The 24816-nt window shown below is 68.6% G+C and carries 21 protein-coding genes and 1 pseudogene; 11 read left to right on the forward strand and 11 right to left on the reverse strand.

Annotated features, from left to right (window positions below; translation table 11 throughout):
- Positions 1-3 precede the first annotated feature (3 nt).
- From OG555_RS11465 to OG555_RS11475, 3 genes are all read right to left on the reverse strand, one after another.
- Entirely contained in the window at positions 4-1176 is a 1173-nt protein-coding gene (locus tag OG555_RS11465; protein ID WP_329484779.1) for an IS110 family transposase, read from the reverse strand.
- A gap of 576 nt (positions 1177-1752) precedes the next feature.
- Complete coding sequence (locus OG555_RS11470; protein WP_329482801.1) at positions 1753-2313, reverse strand: cysteine dioxygenase; 561 nt, start codon at positions 2311-2313, stop codon at positions 1753-1755.
- Positions 2310-3215: an amidohydrolase family protein gene (locus OG555_RS11475; protein ID WP_329482802.1), complete on the reverse strand. Its 906-nt coding sequence runs from the start codon at positions 3213-3215 to the stop codon at positions 2310-2312. The genes OG555_RS11470 and OG555_RS11475 overlap by 4 nt, the downstream gene beginning before the upstream one ends.
- Positions 3216-3331: 116 nt before the next feature.
- Between OG555_RS11475 and OG555_RS11480 the strand changes: the two genes are divergently transcribed.
- On the forward strand, positions 3332-4339 hold the full coding sequence (locus OG555_RS11480; protein ID WP_329482803.1) for a LacI family DNA-binding transcriptional regulator: 1008 nt from the start codon (positions 3332-3334) through the stop codon (positions 4337-4339).
- 127 nt (positions 4340-4466) lie between these two features.
- Here OG555_RS11480 and OG555_RS11485 read toward each other — a convergent pair whose 3' ends face one another.
- Entirely contained in the window at positions 4467-5297 is an 831-nt protein-coding gene (locus tag OG555_RS11485; protein ID WP_329482804.1) for an SDR family NAD(P)-dependent oxidoreductase, read from the reverse strand.
- Between the two features lie 123 nt (positions 5298-5420).
- On the opposite strand from OG555_RS11485, the gene OG555_RS11490 reads away from it, so the two are divergent.
- On the forward strand, positions 5421-5957 hold the full coding sequence (locus OG555_RS11490; RefSeq protein ID WP_329482806.1) for a PadR family transcriptional regulator: 537 nt from the start codon (positions 5421-5423) through the stop codon (positions 5955-5957).
- A 101-nt stretch (positions 5958-6058) separates the two neighbouring features.
- Here the strand turns inward: OG555_RS11490 and OG555_RS11495 are convergent, their stop codons facing one another.
- The 3 genes and pseudogenes from OG555_RS11495 to OG555_RS11505 all read right to left on the reverse strand — a co-directional run bounded on the left by OG555_RS11495 (position 6059) and on the right by OG555_RS11505 (position 11502).
- Positions 6059-8980 (reverse strand): M36 family metallopeptidase, encoded by a 2922-nt coding sequence (locus OG555_RS11495; protein WP_329482807.1) that lies wholly within the window; start codon positions 8978-8980, stop codon positions 6059-6061.
- 267 nt (positions 8981-9247) lie between these two features.
- A complete protein-coding gene (locus OG555_RS11500; protein ID WP_329482808.1) occupies positions 9248-10444 on the reverse strand; it encodes a S53 family peptidase in 1197 nt (398 codons plus the stop codon).
- Positions 10445-11200: 756 nt separating this feature from the next.
- A pseudogene (locus OG555_RS11505) lies at positions 11201-11502 on the reverse strand (DUF779 domain-containing protein).
- A 65-nt stretch (positions 11503-11567) separates the two neighbouring features.
- On the opposite strand from OG555_RS11505, the gene OG555_RS11510 reads away from it, so the two are divergent.
- Entirely contained in the window at positions 11568-12302 is a 735-nt protein-coding gene (locus tag OG555_RS11510) for a helix-turn-helix domain-containing protein (protein WP_329482810.1), read from the forward strand.
- A 26-nt stretch (positions 12303-12328) separates the two neighbouring features.
- Here OG555_RS11510 and OG555_RS11515 read toward each other — a convergent pair whose 3' ends face one another.
- Positions 12329-12880 carry a hypothetical protein gene (locus OG555_RS11515; protein WP_329482811.1) on the reverse strand — a complete coding sequence of 184 codons (552 nt, stop codon included), beginning with the start codon at positions 12878-12880 and terminating at the stop codon, positions 12329-12331.
- A 186-nt stretch (positions 12881-13066) separates the two neighbouring features.
- On the opposite strand from OG555_RS11515, the gene OG555_RS11520 reads away from it, so the two are divergent.
- The 4 genes from OG555_RS11520 to OG555_RS11535 all read left to right on the forward strand — a co-directional run bounded on the left by OG555_RS11520 (position 13067) and on the right by OG555_RS11535 (position 18654).
- A complete protein-coding gene (locus tag OG555_RS11520; protein ID WP_329482812.1) occupies positions 13067-15220 on the forward strand; it encodes a (Fe-S)-binding protein in 2154 nt (717 codons plus the stop codon).
- Positions 15221-15327: 107 nt separating this feature from the next.
- Positions 15328-16122, forward strand: a complete 795-nt coding sequence (locus tag OG555_RS11525) for a hypothetical protein (RefSeq protein ID WP_329482813.1) — start codon at positions 15328-15330, stop codon at positions 16120-16122.
- A gap of 127 nt (positions 16123-16249) precedes the next feature.
- Positions 16250-17791, forward strand: a complete 1542-nt coding sequence (locus OG555_RS11530) for an alkaline phosphatase D family protein (protein WP_329482814.1) — start codon at positions 16250-16252, stop codon at positions 17789-17791.
- Positions 17788-18654, forward strand: a complete 867-nt coding sequence (locus OG555_RS11535) for a galactose-binding domain-containing protein (RefSeq protein ID WP_329482815.1) — start codon at positions 17788-17790, stop codon at positions 18652-18654. Before OG555_RS11530 ends, OG555_RS11535 begins: the two co-directional genes overlap by 4 nt.
- Before the next feature lie 61 nt (positions 18655-18715).
- On the opposite strand, the gene OG555_RS11540 is transcribed toward OG555_RS11535, so the two are convergent.
- Positions 18716-19510, reverse strand: a complete 795-nt coding sequence (locus OG555_RS11540) for an SDR family NAD(P)-dependent oxidoreductase (RefSeq protein ID WP_329482816.1) — start codon at positions 19508-19510, stop codon at positions 18716-18718.
- A 100-nt stretch (positions 19511-19610) separates the two neighbouring features.
- Between OG555_RS11540 and OG555_RS11545 the strand changes: the two genes are divergently transcribed.
- The 4 genes from OG555_RS11545 to OG555_RS11560 all read left to right on the forward strand — a co-directional run bounded on the left by OG555_RS11545 (position 19611) and on the right by OG555_RS11560 (position 23253).
- Positions 19611-20390 carry a hypothetical protein gene (locus OG555_RS11545; RefSeq protein WP_329482817.1) on the forward strand — a complete coding sequence of 260 codons (780 nt, stop codon included), beginning with the start codon at positions 19611-19613 and terminating at the stop codon, positions 20388-20390.
- Positions 20378-21220 carry a DUF4097 family beta strand repeat-containing protein gene (locus OG555_RS11550; RefSeq protein WP_329482818.1) on the forward strand — a complete coding sequence of 281 codons (843 nt, stop codon included), beginning with the start codon at positions 20378-20380 and terminating at the stop codon, positions 21218-21220. The genes OG555_RS11545 and OG555_RS11550 overlap by 13 nt, the downstream gene beginning before the upstream one ends.
- A gap of 105 nt (positions 21221-21325) precedes the next feature.
- On the forward strand, positions 21326-21550 hold the full coding sequence (locus OG555_RS11555) for a hypothetical protein (RefSeq protein WP_329482819.1): 225 nt from the start codon (positions 21326-21328) through the stop codon (positions 21548-21550).
- 227 nt (positions 21551-21777) lie between these two features.
- On the forward strand, positions 21778-23253 hold the full coding sequence (locus OG555_RS11560; RefSeq protein ID WP_329482820.1) for a hypothetical protein: 1476 nt from the start codon (positions 21778-21780) through the stop codon (positions 23251-23253).
- A 56-nt stretch (positions 23254-23309) separates the two neighbouring features.
- Here OG555_RS11560 and dcd read toward each other — a convergent pair whose 3' ends face one another.
- Both dcd and OG555_RS11570 read right to left on the reverse strand, forming a co-directional pair.
- Positions 23310-23885 (reverse strand): dCTP deaminase, encoded by a 576-nt coding sequence (gene dcd / locus OG555_RS11565; RefSeq protein WP_329482822.1) that lies wholly within the window; start codon positions 23883-23885, stop codon positions 23310-23312.
- 194 nt (positions 23886-24079) lie between these two features.
- A complete protein-coding gene (locus OG555_RS11570) occupies positions 24080-24520 on the reverse strand; it encodes a MarR family winged helix-turn-helix transcriptional regulator (protein ID WP_329482823.1) in 441 nt (146 codons plus the stop codon).
- Positions 24521-24816 lie beyond the last annotated feature (296 nt).

The raw sequence follows: 24816 nt of genomic DNA on the forward strand, positions 1-24816 counted from the left end.
GTGTCAAGCTGCGAGGGTTTGGGTGGGGTGGGTCCAGGCGGTTGTTTCGTTGTAGTGGGTGTTGGTTTTGAGGCAGCCGTGGAGGATGCCGACGAGTCGGTTGGCGAGTTGGCGTAGGGCGGGGTTGTGGTCGGCTCCGCGGGCTCGTTGTTTGTCGTAGTAGGCGCGGGCTCCGGGCGAGGCGTTGAGTGCGGCGAAGGCTTGGCTCATGAGGGCGTCGATGAGCCGGTCGTTGTGGACGTAGCGGGCCAGGGCGACTTTCTTCTTGCCCGAGGCGCGGGTGATCGGGCTGGTCGCGGCGTAGTTCTTGCGGGCTTTGGCCGATGCGTAGCGGTCGGGGTCGTCGCCGAATTCTGCGAGCACCCGGGCGCCGAGGATCGGTCCCAGCCCGGGCTGGGACAAGATGATCTCAGCGGCCGGGTGCCGGCCAAAATGGGCCTCCACCTGCCCTTGCAGGCCGGTGACCTGCTCGTTGAGGACGGCCAGGACCGCGACCAGTGCGCGGGTCGAGGCGGCGTAGGCGGCGGTGACCACCGCGGGCTGGCCGAGGTGCTCGGCGCGCAGCGCCGCCTGGATCGCCGCGGCCTTGTCGGCGATGCTGCGGCGACGGGCCCGTTTCAGCGCCGCGGTGATCTGGGCGGTGGTCAGCCGGGCCGCCGCGGCCGGGTCGGGGGCCTTGGTCAGCAGCTCGAGGGTGTCGGCGGCGTCCAGGTCCTCGAAGGCTTCCAGCGCGGCCGGGAAGTACTCGCGCAGCGCGTGCCGCAACCGCTGCGTGGTCCGGGTCCGTTCCCAGATCAGGGTCTTGTGCATCCGGGTGACGACCTTGATCGCCTCGGCCTCGGCGCTGTCACCGGCCACCGGGCGCAGCTGGTGGGAGTCGGTGCGGACCATGTCGGCCAGCACATGCGCGTCGGCCGCGTCGCTCTTGGCACCCGACACCGCGTGCCGTTTGCGGTACTGCGAGGCCTGCAACGGGTTCACCGCGAACACCAGGTACCCCGCGGCCACCAGCGCGGCCACCCACGGGCCCCGATCGGTCTCGATCCCGACCACCACCTCGACCTCGTCAGGATCAGCCGCACCGAACTGCTCGGCCACCAGCGCATGCAACCGCGCCATCCCCGCCACCCCCTCGGGCAACCGCGCCTTGGCCAGCACCCGCCCCGCCGGGTCCATCACCTCCACATCGTGATGCGCCTCGGCCCAGTCATCTCCCACAAAGAACTTCAACACCGATCTCCCACACTCTCGACGCCATCCACACCACCAGCAAGCCGGTCGGGAGAACCATCAGCGACCTAATGAAGCAGTGCTCACGCCCCCCAACCACACCAAGGGCCGGGCACGACATCCCATCAGCGATCAAATCTCCCGGTCACCGGCAGGGGCACGATCTGTCGACAGGACTCAAACGGTCCAGGAGGTACAAGTGCTCACCCACCGGCGGCTTACCAGCCCCGAGTCTGCCCGACGGCGACCCGGTAACTCTCATTAGGAGGTGTCGGTTCAGGGGAACTGGTCGGGGGAGGTATTCAGGCGTGGAACCGGCCGGCCCGGGTAGGGTCCGGCCAGTACTTCCTGTCGACCTTGCACCACAGGGCCACACCAGCGGCTGCTCCACGTCACCGGATCTGGGTCCGCCCCCGACCAACACGCGCAGACCGCCGACCACGCACGCCGCGATCAGTCGAGCGCCATTTCAGGGGTCAACCGGTGGGCGGGATGGGCCGGGGGTCAGTCGACGGGCGGGGGTCAGTCGAGGGGGCGGAGTTCGTCGGCGTAGGAGACGGAGGTTCGGCGGAGTACGCCGTCTCTGACGGAGTACTGGCCCATGCGCCAGAGCGGCGGACTGTAGGCGTGGACGGTGACGCTGCCCTTGTCGAGGCCGGTGAGGCGGTGGATGTGGTCGGGGCCGAAGCCGTAGACGTCGCCGGCCTCCACCTCGGTCTCGACCGACTCGGTGCCGATGGCCAGGTTGTGTTCGACCAGCTTGCCCTTGGCCACCGCGACCGCGCCGGACGAGACGTCGTGGTCGTGCCAGCCGGTGTCGTTGACCGGGGTCCAGCAGATCAGCCAGACGTCGACGTTCGCGTCCCGGTGCAGCGAGGCGAACACCCGCTCCTCGTCACTGTAGGCGACCTTGTCGTCCCACAGCTGCGGCTGCGCGGCGATCGACGCGGCCAACTCGGCCAGCTCGGCGGGATCGAGGTCGCGGCCCGGAAGGTCGTCCAGCGACAGACAGTTGTTGAGCTCCACGAGCCGGCTGGCTTGGCGCGCGGGCACCGGTACGTCGGTGATGGGCTGAGCAGTCACTGCACTCCCCTCTCAGGAGTCGGTGTACCGGCGCCGAACAGCAGCCGGTGTGGATTGTTGTGGCGGATCACCGCGGTCGCGGCGTCGCCTTGGCGGAGGTCGGTGATCCCGGCGTACGGCCGGTCGGTGCCGTGCACGACCTGGTCGATGCCGAGGACCCTTGCGACCGCGTCGATCCCCTGCGGGCCATAGCTCGAGGTGTCGACGTACAGATTGGGGTCGATGGTGCCGAGCCGACCGCCGCGCGCGGCCAGCCGCTCGTGGTGCACCGGCGCCAGCCCCGCAGCGGCCGCGAAGCACAGCCGCAAGGCCGGGTACGAGCGTCGCCCGCCGAACGCATGCCATGACCACCAAGCGGCCTGCAACTGGCTCGTGTAATCGACCACCGGCGCCCACCAGCACAGCGCCTCGTCGACCGGCTGGGCCACACCCGGGTGGACGAGGATCGGCTTGTTCAGTCGCTCGACCGCGGCAAGCACTTCACCCAGCGCGGCCCACCCGGTAGGCGTGCCGAGCACATGCGCAGGCAACTGCAGCCCGAGAAACCCCTTGTCCAGAAGGGATTCCAGACCCTCGACGTCAGGATCGAGCAGATCGACAGCCGCCCAGGCCTTGAACGGCGCCGGGAACTCCACGGCCCCGGCGTGCCAGGCATCGAGCAGTGCGGCATCCCCGAGGTGTTCGATCCCGAGCGGACTCGACAGCGAGACCACGGCGAGTTTCGTCCCACTGTCCTGCTCCAGCGCGACCCGCTTGTCGACCGCGTGCGCGGCCGGATCCACGTCGTACGGCGTCTCGGTCGCGGTGTGGAGCGTCCAGCCATCGAGGTACGGCGGCTCGGAGCGGGCCCGGAGGCGGTCGACGAACCCGACCGGCCACAGATGCTGGTGGACGTCGATCATCGGACCCTCCCCCCAGCGGTCTGATCAGATTGAAGCGCTTCAGGATGATTAGAGTGAAGCGCTTCAATGCACCTCTTGTCAAGCTTTTGTCCGAGGTCTGCCCTAAGGTCGTGGACATGTCCGGAACCGGCCGGAGGCCAACCCTCAAGGACATCGCTGCCGAGACCGGGCTCTCGATGGCCGCTGTGTCCTACGCACTGCGCGGCCTGCACGGAACGCCCGAGACCAGGCAGCGGGTCCAGGACGCCGCCGACCGTCTCGGCTACCAGGCCGACCCGGTCGCCCGGGCCCTCGCCTCGGGCCGGAGCGGTTCGATCGGCGTGCTCTGCGCGTCGCTGGAGGATCTCTGGCAGCAGCGACTCGCGGCCGCCCTCGGCCGGGAGCTGCTCGCCCCGGACCGGAATGCGTGGATCATCGACTCGGCCGGCGACGCCGACCGCCAGCTCGAGCTCGCCCAGCACCTGGTCGACCACCGCGCCGACGCGATCGTGGTGATCCCGATCAACCCGGCCGCGAAGGGCTGGGCCGAGATCGCGCGGCAGACGCCGGTGGTCGCGATCGGCGACGCGCTGCCGGGCGCGAAGGCGAAGTCCGAGGTCATGCTCGACAACGAGAGTGGTGTCAGCACGGCCCTGCGCCGGCTGGCCGACGCCGGCCACCGGCAGATCGCGGTACTGAGTCCGACCCGCCGCTTCGAGGTGGAGCGGCCGGCCGAAGAGATCGCCCAGCGCGTCGGCGCCGACCTCGAGCTGAAGATCCGCATCCTGCAATGCCCGCACGACCTGGCCGGCGCGACCGAGGTCGCCCGCGGGCTGCTCACCAGCACCCGGCGGCCGACCGGCATCCTCGCGCTCGCCGACTCGATGGCCTTCGGTGTGTACGCCGCTAGCCGCGAGCTCGGCCTCCGCGTCCCGGACGATCTCTCCCTGCTCGGGTACGACGACCAGCCGGTGTCGCAACTGCTCACGCCGCCACTGTCCACCTTCCACTGGCCGCTCGACGAGCTGGTCGCCGACGTCGTCGCCCGCGTCACCTCGACCGTCGACACCAACCGCCGGGTCCGCCGGACCACGATCGCGCCGGTCCTGATCGAGCGCGGCTCGGTCGCCGCCCCGCCCGGCTGAGCGGGACGGCGACGGTCGAGCGGCAACATCCACACCGCGAAACTAGACTAATTCACTACACTTACTTCCCGTTGTCCATGATGTGGGCGCACTTGGTCACGGGGTGCGGCCGCGGCGACGATCGTCTTCACGGCCTGATGCCGTTCAGGCCGAGGGCGCCGGTCAGAACCCGGTCGCGCAGACCCGCGGGGAGTTTGGTGAGGACGGCACCCAACGTGCGGGCGTCGCCGATGGTGTAGCGGCGCTTCGGCCGCGAGGCCTCGACGGCACGAACGATGACCTCGGCAACCTTGTCGACCGGCCCGGGCTTGAAGCGCGCACTGGCCTTCTCGTACGCGGCAAGATGCGCCCGATAGAGCGCCACCTGATCAGCCCCGATCCGCCCCTGCGCCGCCCGCTCGGCCTCACCGGCCTTCGCGAAGATCGCCGTCTCGGTCGATCCCGGCTCGATCATCACGACCGGGATGTCCCACGCGGCGAGCTCCAGCCGGAGCGCGTTCGACAACGCCTCCAGGCCGGCCTTGCTCGCGGACAGCGCACCGAGCAGCGGGAACGCGATCCGCCCGGTCGCCGCACCCACGTTGATGATCCGCCCGGCGCCCGCGCGCACGAGCGGCAGGAACTCCCGGACCACGGACGCCGGCCCGAGCGTGTTCACCTCGAGCTGCCGCCGCCACTCGTCGGCCGGCACCAGTTCGAGCGGCCCCTGCACGATCACCCCGGCGTTGTTGATCACCGCCCGCAGCCCGTCGACCTCCCCCGCGACCCGCTTGGCTGCCGCGGCGACGCTCTCCGGATCCGCCACATCCAGCGGGACCACGTGAACGCCCGCCCCGAAGTCGGCCGGCCCGCGCACCCCGGCGTACACGGTGAACCCGCGACGCCGGAGCAGCTCGACCGTCGCCGTCCCGATGCCGCCGGTCGAACCGGTGATGAGTACCGCCTGCCTGTCCGCCACATCGACTCCCTCACGCCGTGATGTTCCATAGGACATGTCCCTAGGGACATAAGCGAGCATGCACATGTCCGCAGGGACATGTCAAGATGCTTCTGGACGTACGACGCGATGCGAGGAGACGGCATGTCGTTGCGGCACGGGCTGCTCGGGCTGCTCGCCGAGGGACCGGCGAGCGGGTACGACCTGGCCCGCCGGTTCACCGAGGTGCTCGGATCGATCTGGCCGGCCCAGCACCCGAAGATCTACGCCGAGCTCGGCAAGCTCGCGGCCGAGGGCCTGGTCGAGGTCGAGAGCGAGGGACCGCGGCGGCGGAAGGCATATCGGATCACCGACGCCGGGGTGGCGGAGGTCAAGCGCTGGCTGACCGAGGTCGACGTCGACCACACCATGCGCCTGCAGCCGCTGCTGCGATCACTGTTCTTCTGGCTGATGGACACCGACGACCTGCAGCGTCACCTCCAGGCGGAGGCGCGGTACTACCGGGACCTGGCCCAGCAGTACCGGGAGTACGCGGCCCGCAAGGACCGGGGGGAGTTCGGCTACAGCCCGCAGACCCAATCAATGCGCGTAACCGTCGAGGCGGCCATCCGCCTCTACACCTCTCTCGCCGACTGGGCCGACTGGGCTCAGACCGTCCCACCGGCCAAACCCGCCAAGTAACGAGTCACTTGCGCCTGGCCGGGCCGGCGTCGCTCAGCCCGTCCTGAAACGTCGGAAGGCCGGCCGAGCGGGTGCTCGGCCGGCCTTCGCGGGAGGGGTTGTTACTTGGTACCGAAGACCTGGATCTCGGTCATGTCGGTGAACGTGCAGCCACCGAACGCGCCGGCCGGGCAGTTGGTCTCGAAGTCCGGAACCTGCGGGCTGAGCATCCAGAACCGCACGTACTGAACTCCGGTCACGTTGCCGCTCGGGGTGAGCAGGGTGTACTTGCCCCGGTTGGCGGCGGTGAACTCGCCCGTCTGAGCGGGCAGCCAGGTGGTGCCGTCGACCGAGGTCTCGATCCGGTACTTGCCGGTCGACGAGCTGCCCGGGTCACCACAGGTGTTCGACGGGTCGACGTTGAAGGCGCTGATGTTCACCTTCGCCGGCAGCTTGATGTCGACGTGCTTGTCGATCATCTTGTTGGTCGGCGTGCCGGCGTCGTCACCGGTGGTGCTGCCCCAGCCGGTGCCCTGCGCGTTGTCGATCGCGTACGCCGGGCCGCACTGCGGGGTGAAGTCCGGTCCGTTGAAGCCGACCACCGAGCCACCGCCGGAGCTGGCCGCCCAGTTGCGACGCGGTGTGAAGGCCACCTTGGCACCCGGCTTGACCGTGGCCGACTGGACCAGCAGCTCGTAGCCCGGAGCCGACATGACGACCTTCGGGTAGGTGCCCGGAGCAACACCGGTGATGGCGTAGTTGCCGTTCGCGTCGGTCGAGGCGGCGTAGTCACCGGCGTAGCCGGACGAGTGACCGCCGATGTAGACCAGCGCACCTGCCACCGGAGCACCGGTGTCCTTGTCCTTCACGGTGCCGCTGAGGGTCGTGGTCGCACCTGTCGGCGGCTTGTGGAAGTCCTCGGCCGGGAACGCGTCGCCGCCGTCGATGACACCGGCGTACCAGCCCATGCCGCGGTTGGCGAAGACGGTCCAGATGATGTCGGCGTTCTTGCCGCCGCTGGCGACCAGGTCGGCCTGCACGATCGCGTTGCGCATGTCGAGCATGGTCGGGTCGGCCGGCGACAGCTCCATCGCGCGGGTGATGATGCTCATCGCGTAGCTGCGGCCGAAGCGCTCCCGCAGGTCCCACAGCGTCTGCGCCCAGACCTCACCGGAGGCGTGGACCTCAGGTGTGCCGCCGATGGTCGGGAAGTCGGCGTAGGTGTAGCCGCCCTTCGAACCGTCGGGCTGGATGCAGTTCGGGCTGACCGCCTTCACCCGGCAGTCGATCGCCTGGGTGCGGAACAGTTCACCGTGGGCGACGTACTTGCCCTCGAGTACCTCGCCCGGTGCGGTGGTGTCCTTCTCCAGGCCGTGCGAGACCAGGTAGTCCATCGCGTAGAAGTCGCTCCACGCCTCGCCCATCGAGCCGGCCTGGATGCTGTTCAGCGTGCTGTTGCCGGTGGCGTCGACGACCAGGCGGTTGGACAGACCGTGGGTGTACTCGTGGTACAGCACGCTCGCGTCGTTCGCGCCGCTGGCCGGGACGAACGGATCCTGCGCGTCGGTCGCGCCGGGCTGGTGCCACAGGTACATCTGCATGGTCGGCGGAGTGCCGTCCGGCGGGGTGGACATGTTGGCGTTGTCGATGTGGTTGGCGTCCGGGCCCCCGTCGGCGCCGGTGGCCGCGCCGTCGAGCGCGTTCAGCAGGACCGGGTCGCCGCCCGCGGCGTCGAACGAGCCGGCCGCCGGGGTGAAGCTGATCGGCGGCTTGGCCAGCCAGTCGTGGAAGTTGCTGGCCAGGTAGAACGCGTTGGTGACGTCCTGGTTCATGTTCGTCTTCCAGGAGGCCGGCTTGGCCGGGTCCCAGGTGCAGACGAACGCCGCCGAGCAGAACGACGACGCGCTCTGGAAGGTGGTCAGCTTGTACTCGGCGCCGGTCTTGGTGCCCGGCACCTTGACCGTCTCACCGGCGTTCGGCTGGTTGTCGTCGTTCACGTCCGCCCAGGCCGCGACCGACGTGCCGTCGAGGAGGGTCTTGGCGTTCTTCGGCAGCCACTTGTTGTAGATCAGGTTCTCGACCCGCTGGGTGCCGCCCTTGGCCGCGCCCGGGTAGTTGTCCTGGACCAGCGCGTCGCCGTTGCCCTCGCTGACCAGGTCCTTGCGGTAGAGCAGGCTGCCGGTCTGGGCGTCGATCACGTGGTTGTAGATCTTCATGCCGCCGGCGTTGACGTAGGTCAGCCAGCCCTTGCGCAGCCCGTCGGCGGTGTGGAACCACACCTGCTGGGCGGTGTCGCCGTTGCTCCACCGGGTGCTGACGCCGGCCGCCTTCGCGGTGGCGGACTTCGGCGTACCGCCGACGTCCTCGGCAGCCGCGGTGCGGGCCGCGGCGGCGGTCACCTTCGGAGCGGCCGCGGCGGCCTCGGCCTGGGCGGTCAGACCGGAGACCGGCGAGCCCATCAGCGAGATCAGCTGGCCGTTCTTGGTGACGTTGGCCTTGAGGCCGTTGCCGAACACCTCGACGCCGTCGACCACCTGCGACCAGGACACGTGGTGGGTGCCCAGGTCGTCGACGTAGTCCTTGCGCAGCTTCAGGGTGGACAGGTCGGCGTCGGAGAGCTTGAAGACCTCCGGGTGCGCCTTCACGTAGGCGAGCGCGACGGCCGGCGCCTTCTTCGCGCTCTTGCCGGTCAGGAAGCCGTTCAGCTTGGTGACCTGGGCCGGGGTGCCGGTGTTCGGGTCGAGCTCGACGACGCCCTGGGTGCCGAGCGAGTTGCGGAACTTCTCCGAGGCCGCGGTCTCCTTGCCGGCCACCTTGGCGGCGCGGGCGTGGGTGATCTTGGCACTCGGGGTCCGGGCGTCGTAGTTGCCCTTCCGCTCCTTGCCCGACAGGTTCTCGGCCTGGGCCGCCTTGCCCTTGCCCTCACCCGGTCCGGCGGTCTGGGCGGCGGTGGCGCCACCGGCGGCCGTCACGGCCAGCACAGTGGCGGCGGAGACGGCGGTGGTGACTGCCAGGAGCCCCCGCCCTCTGCGTGATGTTGTCACAGCAAATCTCCATGGAGTTCGTGTTTGCGGGTCGCCCTCCACGACCCGTCCGGGGGCGACCTTAGGCGGGCAAGCGCTCGCTGGGAAGGGAAATCACCGGAATGACGTGGAGACGAGGGTTGTCCTTCGTGCCCGGCAGAGTACTAGGAGCGACAGGCCAACAGTCGCACCCAGCCACCAACGCACCGCGGCGTGTGTCGCCGCGGTGGTGGTGGACCTGCTGGGGAACGGGCGGACCCCAATCGCGGTAGGGGTCCGCCCGTTCGATCAGAAGGCGCCGGCGCCGTTCGGGGTGCCGAGGCCGGTCGGGCCGTCCCAGCCGGTGCGAGCGTTGCACCACTGGGTCGTCGGGCAGGAGCCGTTGCTGCCGCTGGTCACGTCGAACAGCGAGCCCGGGTGCGCGTACGGCAGCGCGTTCGCGTAACCGCTGGTGTTGCCGGACAGCGCGTAGACCGCGGCGATGATCGGGGCGGCCTCGCTGGTGCCACCGAACTGCGCCCAGGTCGAGTTCGTCTTGCTGGTCGGGTAGTAGATCGCCATCCCGCCCTTGCCCGGGTCGGCGGCCGCGGACACGTCCGCCATCGCGCGCTTCGAGCAGCCGGTGTTGAACGACGACGCGGCGCTCAGTGCGGTGTTGTACGTCGAGCAGCCCGAACCGGCACCGCTCCACACGGTCTCGCTCCACCCGCGTGAGTTGCTGGCGGCAACAAGCGACGTACCGCCGACGGCCGTCGTGTACGACGAGGACGCCGGGTAGCTGCCACCCTGGTAGCCGTTGTCACCGGTGGATGCGGTGACGGCGATGCCGGGGTGGTTGTAGTAGGTGCCGTACGTCGCGTCGGACGCGTCACCACCGCCGTAGCTGTTCGAGATCGCGACCACACCGGACTGCTTGGATGCGGTCACCACGGCCGTGCCGAGGTCGGCGAAGCTGGCCGAGTTGGCCTGTACGACGACGATCTTCGCGTCGGGCGCAGCGGCCGAGACCGCGTCGACGTCGAGCGCCTGCTCACCGGCCCAGCCCGCGTTGAACCTCGGCAGCGAGGTCCCGCCGGTCTGGTTGATGACCCGCAGGCAGCCGTTGGCCGTCGTACACGCGGACAGGCCGAACTGGGAGCGGTAGACGCCGAGGTCGCGCTCCAGGTTCGGGTAGCCGTACGCGTCGACGATCGCGACCGTGCGACCGCCGGCGCTCAGGCCGTTCAGCTTGTAGGCGTCGCGCAGGCCCGCTGGGGTGAGCCCGGTCGACGGCGGCGTGGTGGAGGCCGGTGCGACACCTTTGTCGTTCACCAGTTTGATCGCGTTGCAGGCCGCGGTGTGCGCGGCCTTCGGGGCCGAGCAGACCTTGGCGGCGTGCTTCCCGGCGGTGTACGGGGTGGGGGCGGCGATGGCCCCCTGGGCGGTCAGTCCCGCGACGGCTAGTGCGCCGGCGCCCAGGGCGGACACGAGAATCCGTTGCCTCAACAGAACTCCTCGAGCTGGGCAGGCCTTCGCCCCAGTTCCTTTGCGGTGGGGCGGAGACCGGCATGGATGGGTTCTCGCATCGTCCGTCGACGGCGCGACCCGAAGCCAGCGATCGGGCCCCTGACAAATGTCATGGGTGAACCCATGACAGCCGACCCGATCGAGCCGGATTTTCCCCGGGCTGACAGGGTCGCCGACAGCCCGTCCGGCGATGAAGGTTTCCCCCTGAGTTTCCCGGTCCGGACCCTTACGCCCGGTCGGCCGCCGGGCCAGGCCGGTCCGTCCTCGAAGCCCTCAGCGGTTTCCGGTACGACGCCCTGTCCGCCACCCTCACCTTCACCCCATTGGCCATCGCCCGCACCAGTGACACCTGGCAACTCCCCTTCGTCGCCGGCACCGGCTGGGGCGCCGCCATCAGCACCCCGACTCCCTCGCCCTCGAATGCCGCGCCGGCTACCTAGTGACTACAGCCGGAGTTCGTGATGATGCCTCCGGCCGTGGAGGGATTGCTGGGGTGCGCCCGGTCTGGAGTGGGGGGCTGGGGCAGGCAGTTGGGACCTTGAACAAGCTATTTCGTGTCCGCGGTCCCTGTTTGGTGTTCACGCCCCCCACGCCGCGCCCAACGCCTCGCGGCTTTGGTCCAACGGCCTCCTTCGGGAGGCCGTTTTTGTCGTTCGCGGCACCAAGTCGAGCGCCGTGCTCGGGGAATGAAGAGCGCCGGCCGTCCGGCAACGCCACCGGACGGTCGGCACTCGCTCAGAGGAGTCCCAGCGCTGCGGACTCTTGGTCGGTGAAGACGCGGGACCGGATCAGGAAGCGGACGCCCTCCGGTGCCTCCACCGAGAATCCGCTGCCGCGGCCCTTCACCACATCGACGGTGAGCTGTGTGTGCTTCCAATACTCGTACTGATTCGCGGACATCCAGAACGCTATCGGCCTGTCGAGGCCGTCGACGACCAGATCACCTAGATGCACGTCCGCCGACCCCGTTCGAAATTCCCGTCCGGGAGACACATCGGCGAACTGCCGTCGCAGCACCCACCGGACTGGTGGAACATCAGCGGACCGTGCAGGTCGGTGAGACGCCGACGTCTCCGGTCCGCTTCGCACGGTCCACCCAGCGATGGTCGCGCTGGTGACAGCCGCGGCCAAACTCGCAGAAGGACAACTGCAGGTCCGGATGGCCGCGGCCGACGAGATGCTGCGCGCCCGCAACATGCGGCACCTGACGGCACTGGGCGATGCGCCCGGTGCGTTGCTGACCCTGTCCGGCCGCGTGCTCGCCGTACAGCCGCTCGAGTGGTTGCCCGACCGCCTCGTCGTCCCGGACGGTGCCGACCGCATCGACCTCGGCGACGGCCGCGAAGGGTTGATCGAGCGACTCGACGAGGGCTACCTGCTCCGCAAGCCCGGTACGCCGGTCCGCCGCAGCCGGCCGTCACTCCGGCTGATGCTGCTCGGTGCCGGTCAACCGATCGCGGTCGTCGGCGGCCGCGAGATCGCACTCACCCTGAGGCGGCCCGAAGTACTCGCACTGCTTCTCCTGCATCCGTCCGGGCTCACCGCCGAGCAGCTGATGCTCCAGTTGTACGGCGACGAGGGCAACCCGACCACCGTACGCGCGGAGATGCACCGGCTGCGGAATCTGCTCGGTGGTGGAGTCCTCGACACCAAGCGGTACCGGATCATCGCCGACGTCACCGGCGACGTGACCGACGTCCAGGCCGCGCTCCGCAACGGCGACCTCGACGCCGCCCTCGGCCTGTACGCAGGCCCGCTGCTGGCGCGCTCCGACGCGCCGGCCTGCCGCCGGACGACCCGCGCCGTCCGGCGGTCGCCGCCCGGGTCGACCGTCTGATCAGTTGAGCGACCAGCCCCGGTCGCTCAGGAATTCTGTCCGACCAGGATCCACATGTAGTCGCGGTTCTTCACCGGGAACGTCGCGGTCTTCTTGCTGATCTCCTTGGTCTTCTTGCAGTTGCTGGTGGTGTAGCGCCAGCGGACAACCTGCACCATCCAGGACTGCTTGAGCTGCTGCAACCGCCGTACCTGGCCCGCCTTGACCTCTGCCGTGTACGACCAGTTCTGCGAGACCGAATAGGACTTACCGACAGTCTTGGAGTACTTGCTCTGGATCTCCGCGATCACCGCCGAGACGCTGACGCCGAGGTCACCGGTCCACGCCGAGTTCGACTCCGAGGTAGCCGTCCGCGAGTAGGTGATCCGGCCGGGTCCTTCGAACCAGTCGCTGTGCAGATTGGTCCCGACGTACACCTCTTTCCCATAGCGGGTGTACCAGTTGATCGTTCTGGTGTTGCACTTCTTTCCCGCAGCCGGAGCGGTGGCGGGGGCCGGGGTCGCACTCGCCGGCACGCTCGGCACCACCAAGCAGGTCGCCAGCAGCATTCCCGCCGCGATTCCCTGACGAAGACGCATCACACTCTCCTTTGAAGAAGATTCACTCTACTGCGGTCGCACTGGAAGGAAACTTACGAGTGGTCTAGCGCGGTCACAACGGGATCCAGGTAACGCTCTGTGTCGATTCGCTCACGACCGCATCTCGGGCGTGACGAGGGCCGCATCGACATGACTCATGGGTAACCGACCAATAACATCGCTGGTATGCAGATCCTCGCCATCGTCGTCTCGCTCGCGGTCACCGCCGTCGGTATCGCGCTGTTCGGCAAGACGATCGGGCACATGGTGTCCGTCATCAAGCTGGGCCAGCCGGCCGGCCGCACCGACAACCCGGGGCGGCGCTCCGCCACGCTGGCCAAGGAGACCCTCGGCCACACCCGGATGCTGCAGTGGAGCCACGTCGGCGTCCTGCACTGGTTCGTCGCGTTCGGTTTCATCGGGCTGTTCCTCACCCTGGTGACGGCGTTCGGTCAGTTGTTCGACCCGCACTGGGTGCTGCCGGTGATCGGCCACTGGTTCGTGTTCGAGTGGGTCAGCGAGTTCCTCACCTGGACCGGCCTGGTCTCGATCATCGGGCTGATGGCGATCCGGCTGCGCAACCTGCCGCGGGGCGAGAAGGGCCGCTACAGCCGCTTCTTCGGTTCCACCGCCTGGCAGGCGTACTACGTCGAGTACACGATCCTCGGCGTCCTGATCTGCATCCTGTTGCTGCGCGGACTGGAGTATGAGCTCGGCGGCGGCACGAAGTTCCACTTCCCGACCACGTTCTTCATCGGGGAGGCGCTCTTCGGCGGCATGTCCGAGCAGGCCCTGGAGAACACCGTCTACCTGGTCGCGATGATCAAGATCCTGATCTCGTTCGCCTGGATGATCACGATCTCGCTGAACGCCACGATGGGCGTGGCCTGGCACCGCTTCACCGCCTGGCCGAACATCTGGTTCAAGCGCAAGGCCGACGGCGGTACGGCGCTCGGCGCACTGCAGCCGATCATGGTCAAGGGCGAGCCGATCGACTTCGAGAACATCGAGGAACTGGACGAGGACGCGGCGCTCGGCGTCGGCAAGGTCGAGGACTTCACCTGGAAGGGCCTGCTCGACTTCACCACCTGCACCGAGTGCGGCCGCTGCCAGTCGCAGTGCCCGGCGTGGAACACCGACAAGCCGTTGTCACCCAAGCTGGTGATGATGAACCTGCGCGAGCACGCGTACGCCAAGGCGCCGTACCTGCTGGCGTCGTCGGACGACGAGCGGAAGTCGCTGCCCGAGCTGGTACTCGCGGAACAGGACAAGCCGCTCGTGGGTCCCGCGGACGTGGCGGTCATCGACGAGGACGCGCTGTGGGCGTGCACCTCGTGTGGTGCGTGCGTGCAGCAGTGCCCGGTCGACATCGAGCACGTCGACGCGATCATGGACATGCGCCGCTACCAGGTACTGATCGAGTCGTCGTTCCCGTCCGAGCTCAACGGACTCTTCAAAGGCCTGGAGAACAAGGGCAACCCGTGGAACATGAACCCGTCCGGCCGGATGGACTGGGCCAAGGACCTGCCGTTCGAGGTCAAGCAGGTCGGTACGGACGTGGAGACGCTGGCCGAGGTCGAGTACCTGTTCTGGGTCGGCTGCGCCGGTGCCTACGAGGATCGCGCGAAGAAGACCACGCAGGCGGTCGCCGAACTACTCGACATCGCCGGCGTCAGCTTCGCCGTACTGGGTGACGGCGAGACCTGCACCGGTGACCCGGCCCGGCGGTCCGGCAACGAGTTCGTCTTCCAGCAGCTCGCGATGCAGAACGCGGAGGTCTTCAAGGAGACCGGCGCGAAGAAGGTCGTCTCCACCTGCGCGCACTGCTTCAACACGCTGAAGAACGAGTACTCCCAGCTCGGTGTCGAGCTCGACGTGATCCACCACACCCAGCTGCTCAACCGGCTCGTCCGTGAGGGCAAGCTGACTCCGGTCGCGCCGGCCGACAGCTCCCTCAACGGCCAGAAGATCACCTACCACGACCCGTGCTACCTCGGCCGCCACAACCAGGTGTACGACGCTCCGCGCGAACTGCTCGACATCATCCCGGGCGCGGAGTACGCCGAGATGCCGCGGAACCAGACCAAGTCGTTCTGCTGCGGTGCCGGTGGTGCGCGGATGTGGATGGAGGAGAAGCTCGGCAGCCGGATCAACCTGAACCGGACCACGGAGGCGGTCGAGACCGGCGCGGACAAGATCGCCACCGGCTGCCCGTTCTGCCGGGTGATGCTGTCCGACGGCCTCACCGCCAAGCAGGCGGACGGTTCGGCCCGGGAATCGGTCGAGGTCCAGGACGTGGCCCAGCTCCTGCTCGCATCGGTCAAGCGCGGCGCGAACTGATCAATGCTGCGTTAAGCCTGCTTGCAACAAGCTGTAAAAGACTTCCTCTCCAGGCGGTCCAGACCATAAGATCCGACGGTTTGCACACCTGGGGAGGAATCCACACCATGAAGCTCCGCACGGCGATCGCCGCCGTCGCCACCGTTCCGCTTGCTCTCGGCCTGGCCGCCTGCGGTAACGACGCCAAACCCGAAGCCACCGGCTACAAGCCGTCCGCTCCGGCCTCGACTCCGGCCGCCACCAACACCGCCGCGCCGGTCAAGCCCGCACCCGTGGCACACCTGAACCGCGTCACCTTCGTCCCGTCGATGAACGCCGCGATGACCAAGCAGAAGTCCTGGCGCGTCACCGGCAAGATGACCGCCAACGGCACCACCGTGCTGACGATGGACGGCTTTCAGACCGCCAAGCCATTGGCCATGTCGATGGAGATGACCGGTGCTGCTTTCCAGGGCAAGACGGCGAAGATGGTCATGATCAAAGGCACCGGCTACCTGTCGATACCAGGCGTCACGCCTGCCGGCAAGTATCTGAAGATCAATACCGGCCAGTCCGACCAGCTCGGGGAACTCCTCGAGGGCGGCGACCCGACCAAGATCTTCAAGTCCTTCGACTCGAGCCTGGCCAGCGTCAAGTTCGTCCGCACGGAGACCATCGGCGGCGAGAAGCTGGACCGGTACGCCGTCACCGTCAACACCGCGAAAGCCCTGGCCGCACAAGGCAAGAAGGTCCCCGCGGGCCTGCCGAAGACCCTGACCTACTCGATGTGGATGGACAAGTCCCACCTGGTCCGCCGCCTGTCGTTCGACCTCAGTGGCGTGTCGATGGTGATGTCGATGTCCGAGTACAACAAGCCCGTCAGCATCACCGCACCTCCCGCGAGCAAAGTCGTCAGCCGCTGAGACCGGAACCGGTCAGATCCCACCCGATCCTGAGAACTTCTCGTAATCTCCCGTTACGGAAGTGATCACCTACGGATGATCGGGTGGGCCTGTGCCGATGCGCAGTAGTCGACGAACCTTTCTGACCGTGTCCGGGACGGCGGCCGCGCTGGCGCTGACCGGCAAGCTGCCCGAGATCGGGAGTGCGACGGCCGGCTCGGCCGGCCGGCCCGATCGGCGGGATCCGTTTACTTTGGGAGTCGCGTCCGGCGATCCGTTGCCGGACGCGGTGGTGATCTGGACCAGGCTCGCGCCGGAGCCGCTCGCGCCGTTCGGCGGGATGGACCGGCGTCCGGTCGAGGTCCAGTGGCAGGTCGCGGAGGACGAGCACTTCCGCCGGATCGTCCGCGACGGCGTGACCCAGGCCCGGCCGGAGGCGAGCCACTCGGTGCACGTCGACGTACGAGGACTCCGACCGTGGCGGCAGTACTGGTACCGCTTCCGCGTGAACGGCAGGCTCAGCCCGGTCGGCCGGACCAAGACCGCGCCGCCGGCCGACGCGAACCTGTCCGAACTGTCGTTGGCCTTCGCCTCCTGCCAGGCCTCGTGGGAGGGCTGGTACACGGCGTACGCCGACATGGCCGAGCGAGACCACGATGTGGTGTTCTTCCTCGGCGACTACATCTACGAGTTCGGCATCGACCGCGGTATCCGGCCGGACTCGAACGAGCCCTACATCACCCAGCAGACCGTCACGCTGGACGAGTACCGCCTCCGGTACGCGGCGTACAAGCTGGATCCGGACCTTCAGCGAGCTCATGCGGTGGCGCCGTGGATCGTAACGCTCGACGACCACGAGGTGGTCGACAACTGGGCCGACGAGGCGCATCCGAGCGCGCCACCCGCGCAGTTCCTGGTCCGGCGCGCCAACGCGTTCCGCGCGTACTGGGAACACATGCCGCTGCGGCTCGCGCAGTTGCCGAAAGGCTCGGACATGCAGCTTTACCGGCGATTCCAGTTCGGGCGGCTGGCCGAGTTCAGTGTGCTCGACACCCGGCAGTACCGCTCGGACCAGGCGTACGGCGACGGCACCAAGGCGCCCGGTCCGGAGACGAAGGACCCGGCCCGTACGATCACCGGAGACGCCCAGGAGAAGTGGCTGCTCGACGGCTGGACCGCCTCGCGATCGCGCTGGAACGTGATGGCCCATCAGACCGCGATCGCCCGGCTCGACACCAAGGACGGTCCCGGCGTCCTGGTCCCGATGGACACCTGGGACGGGTACGAGGCGTCCCGCGACCGGATCCTCGGCGGCGCCGCGCAACGCAAGGTCCGCAACCTGGTCTCGATCGCCGGCGACCTGCACCGCAGCGTCGCCTCGGACCTCAAGCTCGACTTCACGAACCCCGACTCGCAGACCGTCGCCGCCGAGTTCGTCGGTACGTCGATCACGTCCGGCCTGGACGGCATGGACATCGATCCCGGCGGCCAGACTCTGCTGAACGAGAACCCGCACATCAGGTTCGGCAACTTCCAGCGCGGTTACGTGAGCTGCAGCATCACGCCGCAGCAGTGGATCTCCGACTACCTGGTGGTCGACAAGGTCACGGTCCAGAACGGCACTGTCAGCACCCGCGCCAAGCTCTTCGTCGAGGACGGGCGCCCGGGCATCTCGGAGGTGCAGCGATGAAGATCCGCTGGCAGTCGGCCGTCGGCTTCGGTGCCGCGGTGGCGGCGACCCTGGTCGCGTCCAGTTCGGTGCCCCAGGCAACCAACAGTAACCCGCAGACCGACGTACAGATCTCGGTCGAACCGCAGCAGCTCAGCGTCGTCGGCTTGCCGTGCTTCCCGGGCAACCTGACGCTCACCATGACCAACACCGGCAGCCAGGACCGGTACGCCGACCTGACGCTGGCCCCGAGTGGTCCGTTGCAACTGTCCCGGGAGCTGTTCTCGTCCTGGCTGCCGGCCGTCGACCCCGACCAGCCGGTGTCCGCACCGGTCGAGGTCCGCGTCCCGCGTGACACCGAGCCCGGCTCGTACAAGATCGACCTCGAGGTCGACAAGACCAGGCTCACCGTCCCGGTCCAGGTGAACCCGCTGCCGTCGAAGGATCCGGGCAGCAACGTCGCCCTCGGCGAGCAGGCCGCCGCCTCGTCGACGCACGGCAGCTTCTTCCTCTGCGGCGCGGTCGACGGCGACAAGGACTCCGAGCACTGGGACACCCTGACCGGCTGGAACGACGGCACCCGAGCGGTCTTCCCCGACAACTACGACGTCGCGCTCGCCCAGCCGACCACCATCAACCGCGTCGAGCTCTACACCCTCGACTCGGCCAAGTACCCGGCCGCGACCAATGGCCTGCGCGACTGGGACGTCCAGGTCTCGGCCAACGGGACGTGGCAGACCGTCGCCCAGGTCCGCGGCAACACCGCCGGTCACGTCACGTCCACCTTCGCCCCCGTCCAAGCCACGGCCGTCCGCATCCTCTGCCTCGACGGCAACGACCACACCTACTCCCGCATCGTCGAACTCGAGGTCTACGGCAACTGACGATCCGTTGCGTCCGAAGAAGTGAGGGCTATAGGCCACGCTTCTTCGGACGCAACAGCCGTCAGTGCAGGTAGGAGGCGCCGTTGAAGTCGAGGACGGCGCCACTGGACCAGGTGGCCTGCGGGGACGCGAGCCAGACGATGGCGTCGGCGACCTCCTCGGCGGTGGCGGTGCGGTTGAAGGGGCTCTGGGCGCGGATCGCATCGCCGCCGGGACCGGACAGGATGGTCTCGGTCATGTCGGTCGTGATGAATCCCGGCGCGATTGACGTCACGGTGATGTCATGTGGCGCCAGCGAGACGGCCAACGACTGGCCCAGGGAGTGCAGTCCGGCCTTCGCGGCGCCGTAGGCGGGCACGTCCGGCTCGCCGCGGTAGGCGGCGCGCGACCCCACGTTGACGATCGCACCCCGCCGTACGCCCTCGGCAGGCTCCTTGTCGAGCATCTGCCGGGCCACGCACCAGGTCACGTGCGCCGCCCCTTCCAGATTCACCGCGAGGGTACGACGCCAGGCCGCGACCCAATCGTCGTACGGCGTCTCGGCCGGCGGATGCCCGATCCGACGGGACCCGGCGACCGGCTCGTCGACGAACAGCGCGGCGTTGTTCACCAGCACGTCGATCCGGCCGAGAGCGGTGGCCGATTCCTCAACCAGGGCAGGGATTGCGGCCGAATCGCCGAGATCGGCGGCGACCACCGCGTGACCGTCGCCGGGCAGTCCGGCCCGGACCTCCTCGGCCCGGTCGACCGCGCCACGGCAATGCAGCACGACCCGGTCGCCGGCCCGCGCGAACGCCCGCGCGGCGGCCGCTCCGACGCCCCTGGACGCGCCGGTGACGAGTACTCCTCTGGACACGGTTCCTCCTGTCGACGACTGGCCCTCATTCTGCCCGTGCCACCACCATGACATCAAAAGGGGTTGACAGTGACGTCACGATGACGTCATGCTTGCTGCCATGGAACTTGACCACTACCTCGAGTCGGTCCGGCGGAGCGTCGAGAACGCAACCGCCCTGGCCGACGACCAAACTCGCTCCGTGGCGCAGCGCCTCGGAGCCACGCTGGATGACGCGGGCCGCCTGGCCCTCATCTCAGCCCTGTCCGACGCCGCCGGGGAGATCAGCCGCGAGCTGTCCCCCGGTTCGGTCGAGCTCCGGATGGCCGGTGGCCGTCCCGAGTTCGTGGTCACGCCGGCCCCGAGCCAGCTGACCGGTCCGGACGAGACCGACGACGACATCGACGACGAGACCGACACCGACGTCACCGACCAGCTCACGCTGGACGCCGACGAGCCGACCGCACGGATCACGCTGCGGCTGCCGATGTCGATCAAGAACAAGGTGGATGAAGCCGCCACGGCCGAGGGCATCTCCTCGAACGCGTGGCTGATGCGCACCGTGATGACCGAGCTGAGCGACCGCCGCCGCGGTGGCCCTCGCCCGCCCCGGCCGCCGCGCCCGCCGCGCGGTGGGGTCTTCGGACCGGACGGACCGCTCGGCCCGAACGGCCCGCTCGGACCCGACGGGGTCTTCGGACCGGACGGCGTGTTCGGCCCGGGTGGACCCTTCGGTGAGGAAGGCGTGTTCGGCAACGACCGCGGCCGGCGTGGCCGCGACCGCGACCGGGAGCGCCGTCGCGAAGACAAGGATCAGCGCCGCGAGGAGCACCAGCGGCGGCACGAGGAGCGCCGTGGGGGCCGCGGGCCGGGACAACGGATGACGGGATGGGTCCAGTGAGCGGCTTCAGCAGCCAGATCGTCGAGGACGCGGGCACGATCGACCGGGTCCGGATCGAGATCGGCTCCGGCAAGGTCGAGATCGTGCCGAACGACGGCACCGAGACCATCGTCAGTCTGGACGTCGACAGCGGTCCCGAGGACGACGTGGTCTTCACCGTCGAGGACGGCGAACTGATCGTCGAGGGTCCCCGCAACGTCCGTGGCCGCGGCCCGCAGATCCAGGTCAGGATCGCCACCCCGGCGACGCTGGACGCGCGGATCAAGACCGGCTCCGGAGACATCGACTCGCGGATGCCCTTGGGTACGGCGCGGTTGTCGACCGGCTCCGGCGACGTCCAGCTCGACCGGGTCGAGGGTGACCTCGGAGTCAGCACCGGCAGCGGCGACGTCAAGGTCGAGCACGCGGCCGGCACGGTCCGGGCCAGCACCGGCTCCGGGTCGATCGACATCGGCGAGGCCGCCGACGGGCTCGGCCTGAGCACCGGCTCCGGCGACGTCAAGGTCGGCGACGCCGGCGGTCCCACCACCGTCAAGGTCGGCTCGGGTGACATCACCATCGAGCGGATCCGCGACCACTCGGTCGCCACCTCCGGCTCCGGCGACGTCACGGTCGAGATCGCCGACGGGCCGAGCGTCCAAGCCGAGACTGCTCGCGGTGACGTCCGGATCGGGGTCCCCGACGGCGTCCCGGCGTACCTGGACCTGAAGACCGTCACCGGACGGATCCGGTGCGAGCTGGAGCCCGGCGAGAAGCCGGCCGAGGGTGAGCACGCGCTGATGCTGCGGGCCCGCACCGTCTCCGGCGACATCACCGTCGTCAAGGTCTGAACCACACCACCCAGGAAGGTCCCGCACGTCTTAGGTCTGGCGGGACCTGGGCGAAGCATTGCCGAAATCACATCAGTACGGGGACAACGTGAGGGGAGCAAGGACATGATCACCGAATACGAAGAGGTCGCACGCTACCGGGTCGCCGAGCAGTTGCGGGCCGCCGAGGCCAGGGCCCAGCGCCGCGACCGCAAGCCGGAGGGCAACGGCCCGCGGCACGGACTCGCCACCGCCCTCCGCCGCCTGGCCGACCGCCTCGAGCCGGCCTCCCGCCGGCTGGCCGAACCGCAGCCCCGCCACCGCGGGACCGGCCTGTCGATCGTCCGATGACCGGCGTACCGATGACCAGCCAACCGCTGAGCGGTGCAGCCGCCGCACTCTGCAGCGTGCTGCACCGCCTGGGACTGGTGACGGTGGGGACCCGGAGTCACAGCTGAGTCTGCAGGTTGGTGCAACCCCTGTGGATAACCGCGATCGGGGACCCGCGAACACTGCTAGCGTTCAGGCGATCATTCTCGGTCGAGACCTGGGGAGAGTAACCAACGATGCTGCGTCCGATGGTCGCAACAGCCGCCGTCACCGCCGCCGTCGTCCTGCTGGCCGGCTGCGGCGGAGACGACAAGAAGTCCGACGCGAAGTCCGCAGGCGGAGAGTCCGCGGCCCCGGCCACCCCGTCGGCGCCACCCGTAGCCTCCTTCGACCCGCCCAAGGGATTCGCCGCCGTGTCGGCGTTCGGCGTCCCGCGGAGCGACAAGGACAACCAGTACAGCCTCACCTCCGGCATGGTCGGCCAGACCACGCTGATCGCGGGCAAGTTCGGCATCACCGGACGGAACATCGCCGGCCAGGGCCAGCCGTGGACCGTCCCACCGGCGGAAGCGGAGACCACCACCATCGCAGCAGTCACCGGGCCTATGCCCGTGCAGCTTGACGGCAAGGACGTGGTCGCGATCGCGTACATCCAGTCCGTCGCCGGCAGCGGCACCCAGAAGGCCAAGGGCCAAGTGCTGTTCCAGTGGATCGACGCCGCCGACGGCAAGAAGGTCGCCGAAGTGGCCGCGGACCTCACTCCGCTCCTCGGCCCCGGCCAGACCGGCGACAACATCGTGAGCCAGGCATACGACGCCGCCACCGGTCAGATCGTGATCGGCGTCCATCCCGACACTGCGACCGCGAAGTCCGGCGGGATCTTCACCGTCTTCGCCGACCCGAAGACCCAGAAGTCGGGCCTCATCCCGTCCTTCGAACCGGCCGGCGTGCTCAACGGAGTGGTCGCCGGAGTGAACGGCGGCGATGCGGCCGGCCGCGGCACCACGACGATCCTGATCGCCGATGCGGCGACAGGCAAGATCACCAAGCAGTTCCCGACCAAGCAGGCCTCGCTGTGGAGCGCGGGCCACGGCTCGAAGCGCGCCTATGTGTCCGGCAGCACCAGCGGCGGAGACAAGTTCAGCAACGTCGTGTACTCGATCGACATCGCCACCGGTGCGGTCGTGCCGATCCCGGCTCAGGTTGTCGATCACCTGATGAAGTTCAGGTGCTTGGGCGACGAGGCCAACGCCGTGGTCTGCGTCGAAGGCGCCGGCAACAGCAGCGAGATCATCGGTATAGATGACACCACCGGCAAGAAGACCTGGGGGTACACCGACAAGGCTGCGAACCGGATCGTCCCCGACCTCACCGCAGCCTTCCACGGCGTCGTCTACGGGCAGACCGAGGCACAGCCGGTGATGCTCGATGCAGCCACCGGGAACGACGTTCCGACCAGCGCGCCGACACCATCGGACAGCACGAGCCCGTCGGACGGTGGCACTCCGTCGGAGAGCAGCACGCCGACCGAGGGGTCGACGCCGAGCCAGGACCCGGGCTCGCAGCCGACTGATCCGGGCAGTGCGAACGGTTCGGACATGTCCCTGTACAACGACAAGCCAGAGTCGCCGACCGCGGTGACGAAGTACGGCGGCGTCTACTCGCAGGCACCGGGCGGCTCCAGCTTCCAGAGCGTGTTGATCGCGCTCAAGCCGACCGCCTGATCGGACCTCACGGCGAAGGGCTCCCGTGGTCGGGAGCCCTTTCGCGTTGCGGCGTACTAGATATCGGTGCGGTGGAAGTTCTGGTAGGAGCGCGACGGGGTGGGGCCGCGTTGGCCCTGGTAGCGGGAGCCGTACTTGGTGGAGCCGTACGGGTGCTCGGCCGGGGACGAGAGCCGGAAGAAGCAGAGCTGGCCGATCTTCATACCGGGCCAGAGCTTGATCGGCAGCGTCGCCACGTTGGACAGCTCCAGCGTCACGTGCCCGGAGAACCCGGGGTCGATGAACCCGGCGGTGGAGTGCGTCAGCAGCCCGAGCCGGCCCAGCGAGGACTTGCCCTCCAGCCGCGCCGCCACGTCGTCGGGCAGCGTCACCAGCTCGTACGTCGATCCCAGGACGAACTCACCGGGATGCAGGATGAACGGCTCCTCGCCGTCCGGCTCGACCAGCCGGGTCAGGTCGGGCTGTTCCTCGGCCGGGTCGATGTGCGGGTACTTGTGGTTCTCGAAGACCCGGAAGAACCGGTCCAGCCGTACGTCGACACTCGACGGCTGCACCATCGCAGCGTCGAACGGATCCAGCTGGACCCGCTTCGCGTCGAGCTCGGCCAGGATGTCACGGTCGGAGAGCAGCACGGTCGCACGTTAGCAGCGCGCTGCTCATCCGCCCAGTTCCCGCCTCACTCCGCCGGTCGTCCGGCGGAGCTGTCCGTGGGCCGGTGGTGGATCGTCCGGAGCCCTCAGCTCCCCGGCGAGACCTCACCACCAGACCTTCACGGGCGGTTCCGATACCGTTGCGGCGTACCGAAACCGGGCCTGAGGCAACTAACTCAGCCGGCCACTTTGTTGAATCTCGACACCTGGGTGGCGAAGGTCTTCACCTGCGCCGGCGACCAGTCCTTGAGCAGGTCCTCGATCACCTTGTGCCGCTTCTTCCGGGCCGCCGCCAGCTTGCGCTTGCCGGCCGCCGTCAGGGTCAGCAGGGTCGCCCGCGCGTCCGACTTGTCGGCCGCCCGCTTCAGCAGACCTTCCTCCTCCAGCCGCGCACAGGCCCGGCTGACCGGACCCTTGTCCACCTCGAGCGCCGCAACCAGGTCGGCCATCCGCACCGGCGCCAGCTCCTCGACGTGGTTCAACAACGCGTACTGCGCCGGCTCCAGGTCCGGGTGCGCTTCGTCGGACAGCTTCCGCTGCAGACCACGCAGCCGGCGCGCCATCGTGACGAGCTCCGTCTCCAGGTTCTCCAGCGCGTCACTTGTGTCTGTTGCCACCGTTCACCCCTTCATCCAGTTGCCCCGCAACCACCTTGTCCGGTCCTGACGAGGACCGCATCCTCACGTTGCGTCAAATGTTGCCCCCGGCAACGCGTTCTAATCTGCCAGAAGATCACGGACCTGCCCAGTCCTGAGCGTGCCCTTTGTGGAAAACTCCCCAAGAACCCCGATCGCAAACCGTCCGCGACCCCTTTTCGATGCGTTCGGCACCTGATCTCCTGACCCCGCAACAACCACCCCACCGGCCGGTCCCGAACGACGGACCGAGGTGCCGGGCCGGGGCAGTGCGCCCC

This window comes from Kribbella sp. NBC_01484 (assembly GCF_036227145.1).
In the GTDB taxonomy this organism is placed as follows: Bacteria; Actinomycetota; Actinomycetes; order Propionibacteriales; family Kribbellaceae; genus Kribbella.

What these genes read in the sequence shown, in the direction of transcription:
- OG555_RS11520 (WP_329482812.1), top strand. Translation starts at nt 13,067, where the DNA reads ATGCAGATCCTCGCCATCGTCGTCTCGCTCGCGGTCACCGCCGTCGGT.
- OG555_RS11515 (WP_329482811.1), bottom strand. Translation starts at nt 12,880, where the DNA reads ATGCGTCTTCGTCAGGGAATCGCGGCGGGAATGCTGCTGGCGACCTGC.
- OG555_RS11525 (WP_329482813.1), top strand. Translation starts at nt 15,328, where the DNA reads ATGAAGCTCCGCACGGCGATCGCCGCCGTCGCCACCGTTCCGCTTGCT.
- OG555_RS11490 (WP_329482806.1), top strand. Translation starts at nt 5,421, where the DNA reads ATGTCGTTGCGGCACGGGCTGCTCGGGCTGCTCGCCGAGGGACCGGCG.
- OG555_RS11535 (WP_329482815.1), top strand. Translation starts at nt 17,788, where the DNA reads ATGAAGATCCGCTGGCAGTCGGCCGTCGGCTTCGGTGCCGCGGTGGCG.
- OG555_RS11510 (WP_329482810.1), top strand. Translation starts at nt 11,568, where the DNA reads ATGGTCGCGCTGGTGACAGCCGCGGCCAAACTCGCAGAAGGACAACTG.
- OG555_RS11475 (WP_329482802.1), bottom strand. Translation starts at nt 3,215, where the DNA reads ATGATCGACGTCCACCAGCATCTGTGGCCGGTCGGGTTCGTCGACCGC.
- OG555_RS11465 (WP_329484779.1), bottom strand. Translation starts at nt 1,176, where the DNA reads ATGGACCCGGCGGGGCGGGTGCTGGCCAAGGCGCGGTTGCCCGAGGGG.
- OG555_RS11550 (WP_329482818.1), top strand. Translation starts at nt 20,378, where the DNA reads ATGGGTCCAGTGAGCGGCTTCAGCAGCCAGATCGTCGAGGACGCGGGC.
- OG555_RS11480 (WP_329482803.1), top strand. Translation starts at nt 3,332, where the DNA reads ATGTCCGGAACCGGCCGGAGGCCAACCCTCAAGGACATCGCTGCCGAG.
- OG555_RS11545 (WP_329482817.1), top strand. Translation starts at nt 19,611, where the DNA reads ATGGAACTTGACCACTACCTCGAGTCGGTCCGGCGGAGCGTCGAGAAC.
- OG555_RS11555 (WP_329482819.1), top strand. Translation starts at nt 21,326, where the DNA reads ATGATCACCGAATACGAAGAGGTCGCACGCTACCGGGTCGCCGAGCAG.
- OG555_RS11560 (WP_329482820.1), top strand. Translation starts at nt 21,778, where the DNA reads ATGGTCGCAACAGCCGCCGTCACCGCCGCCGTCGTCCTGCTGGCCGGC.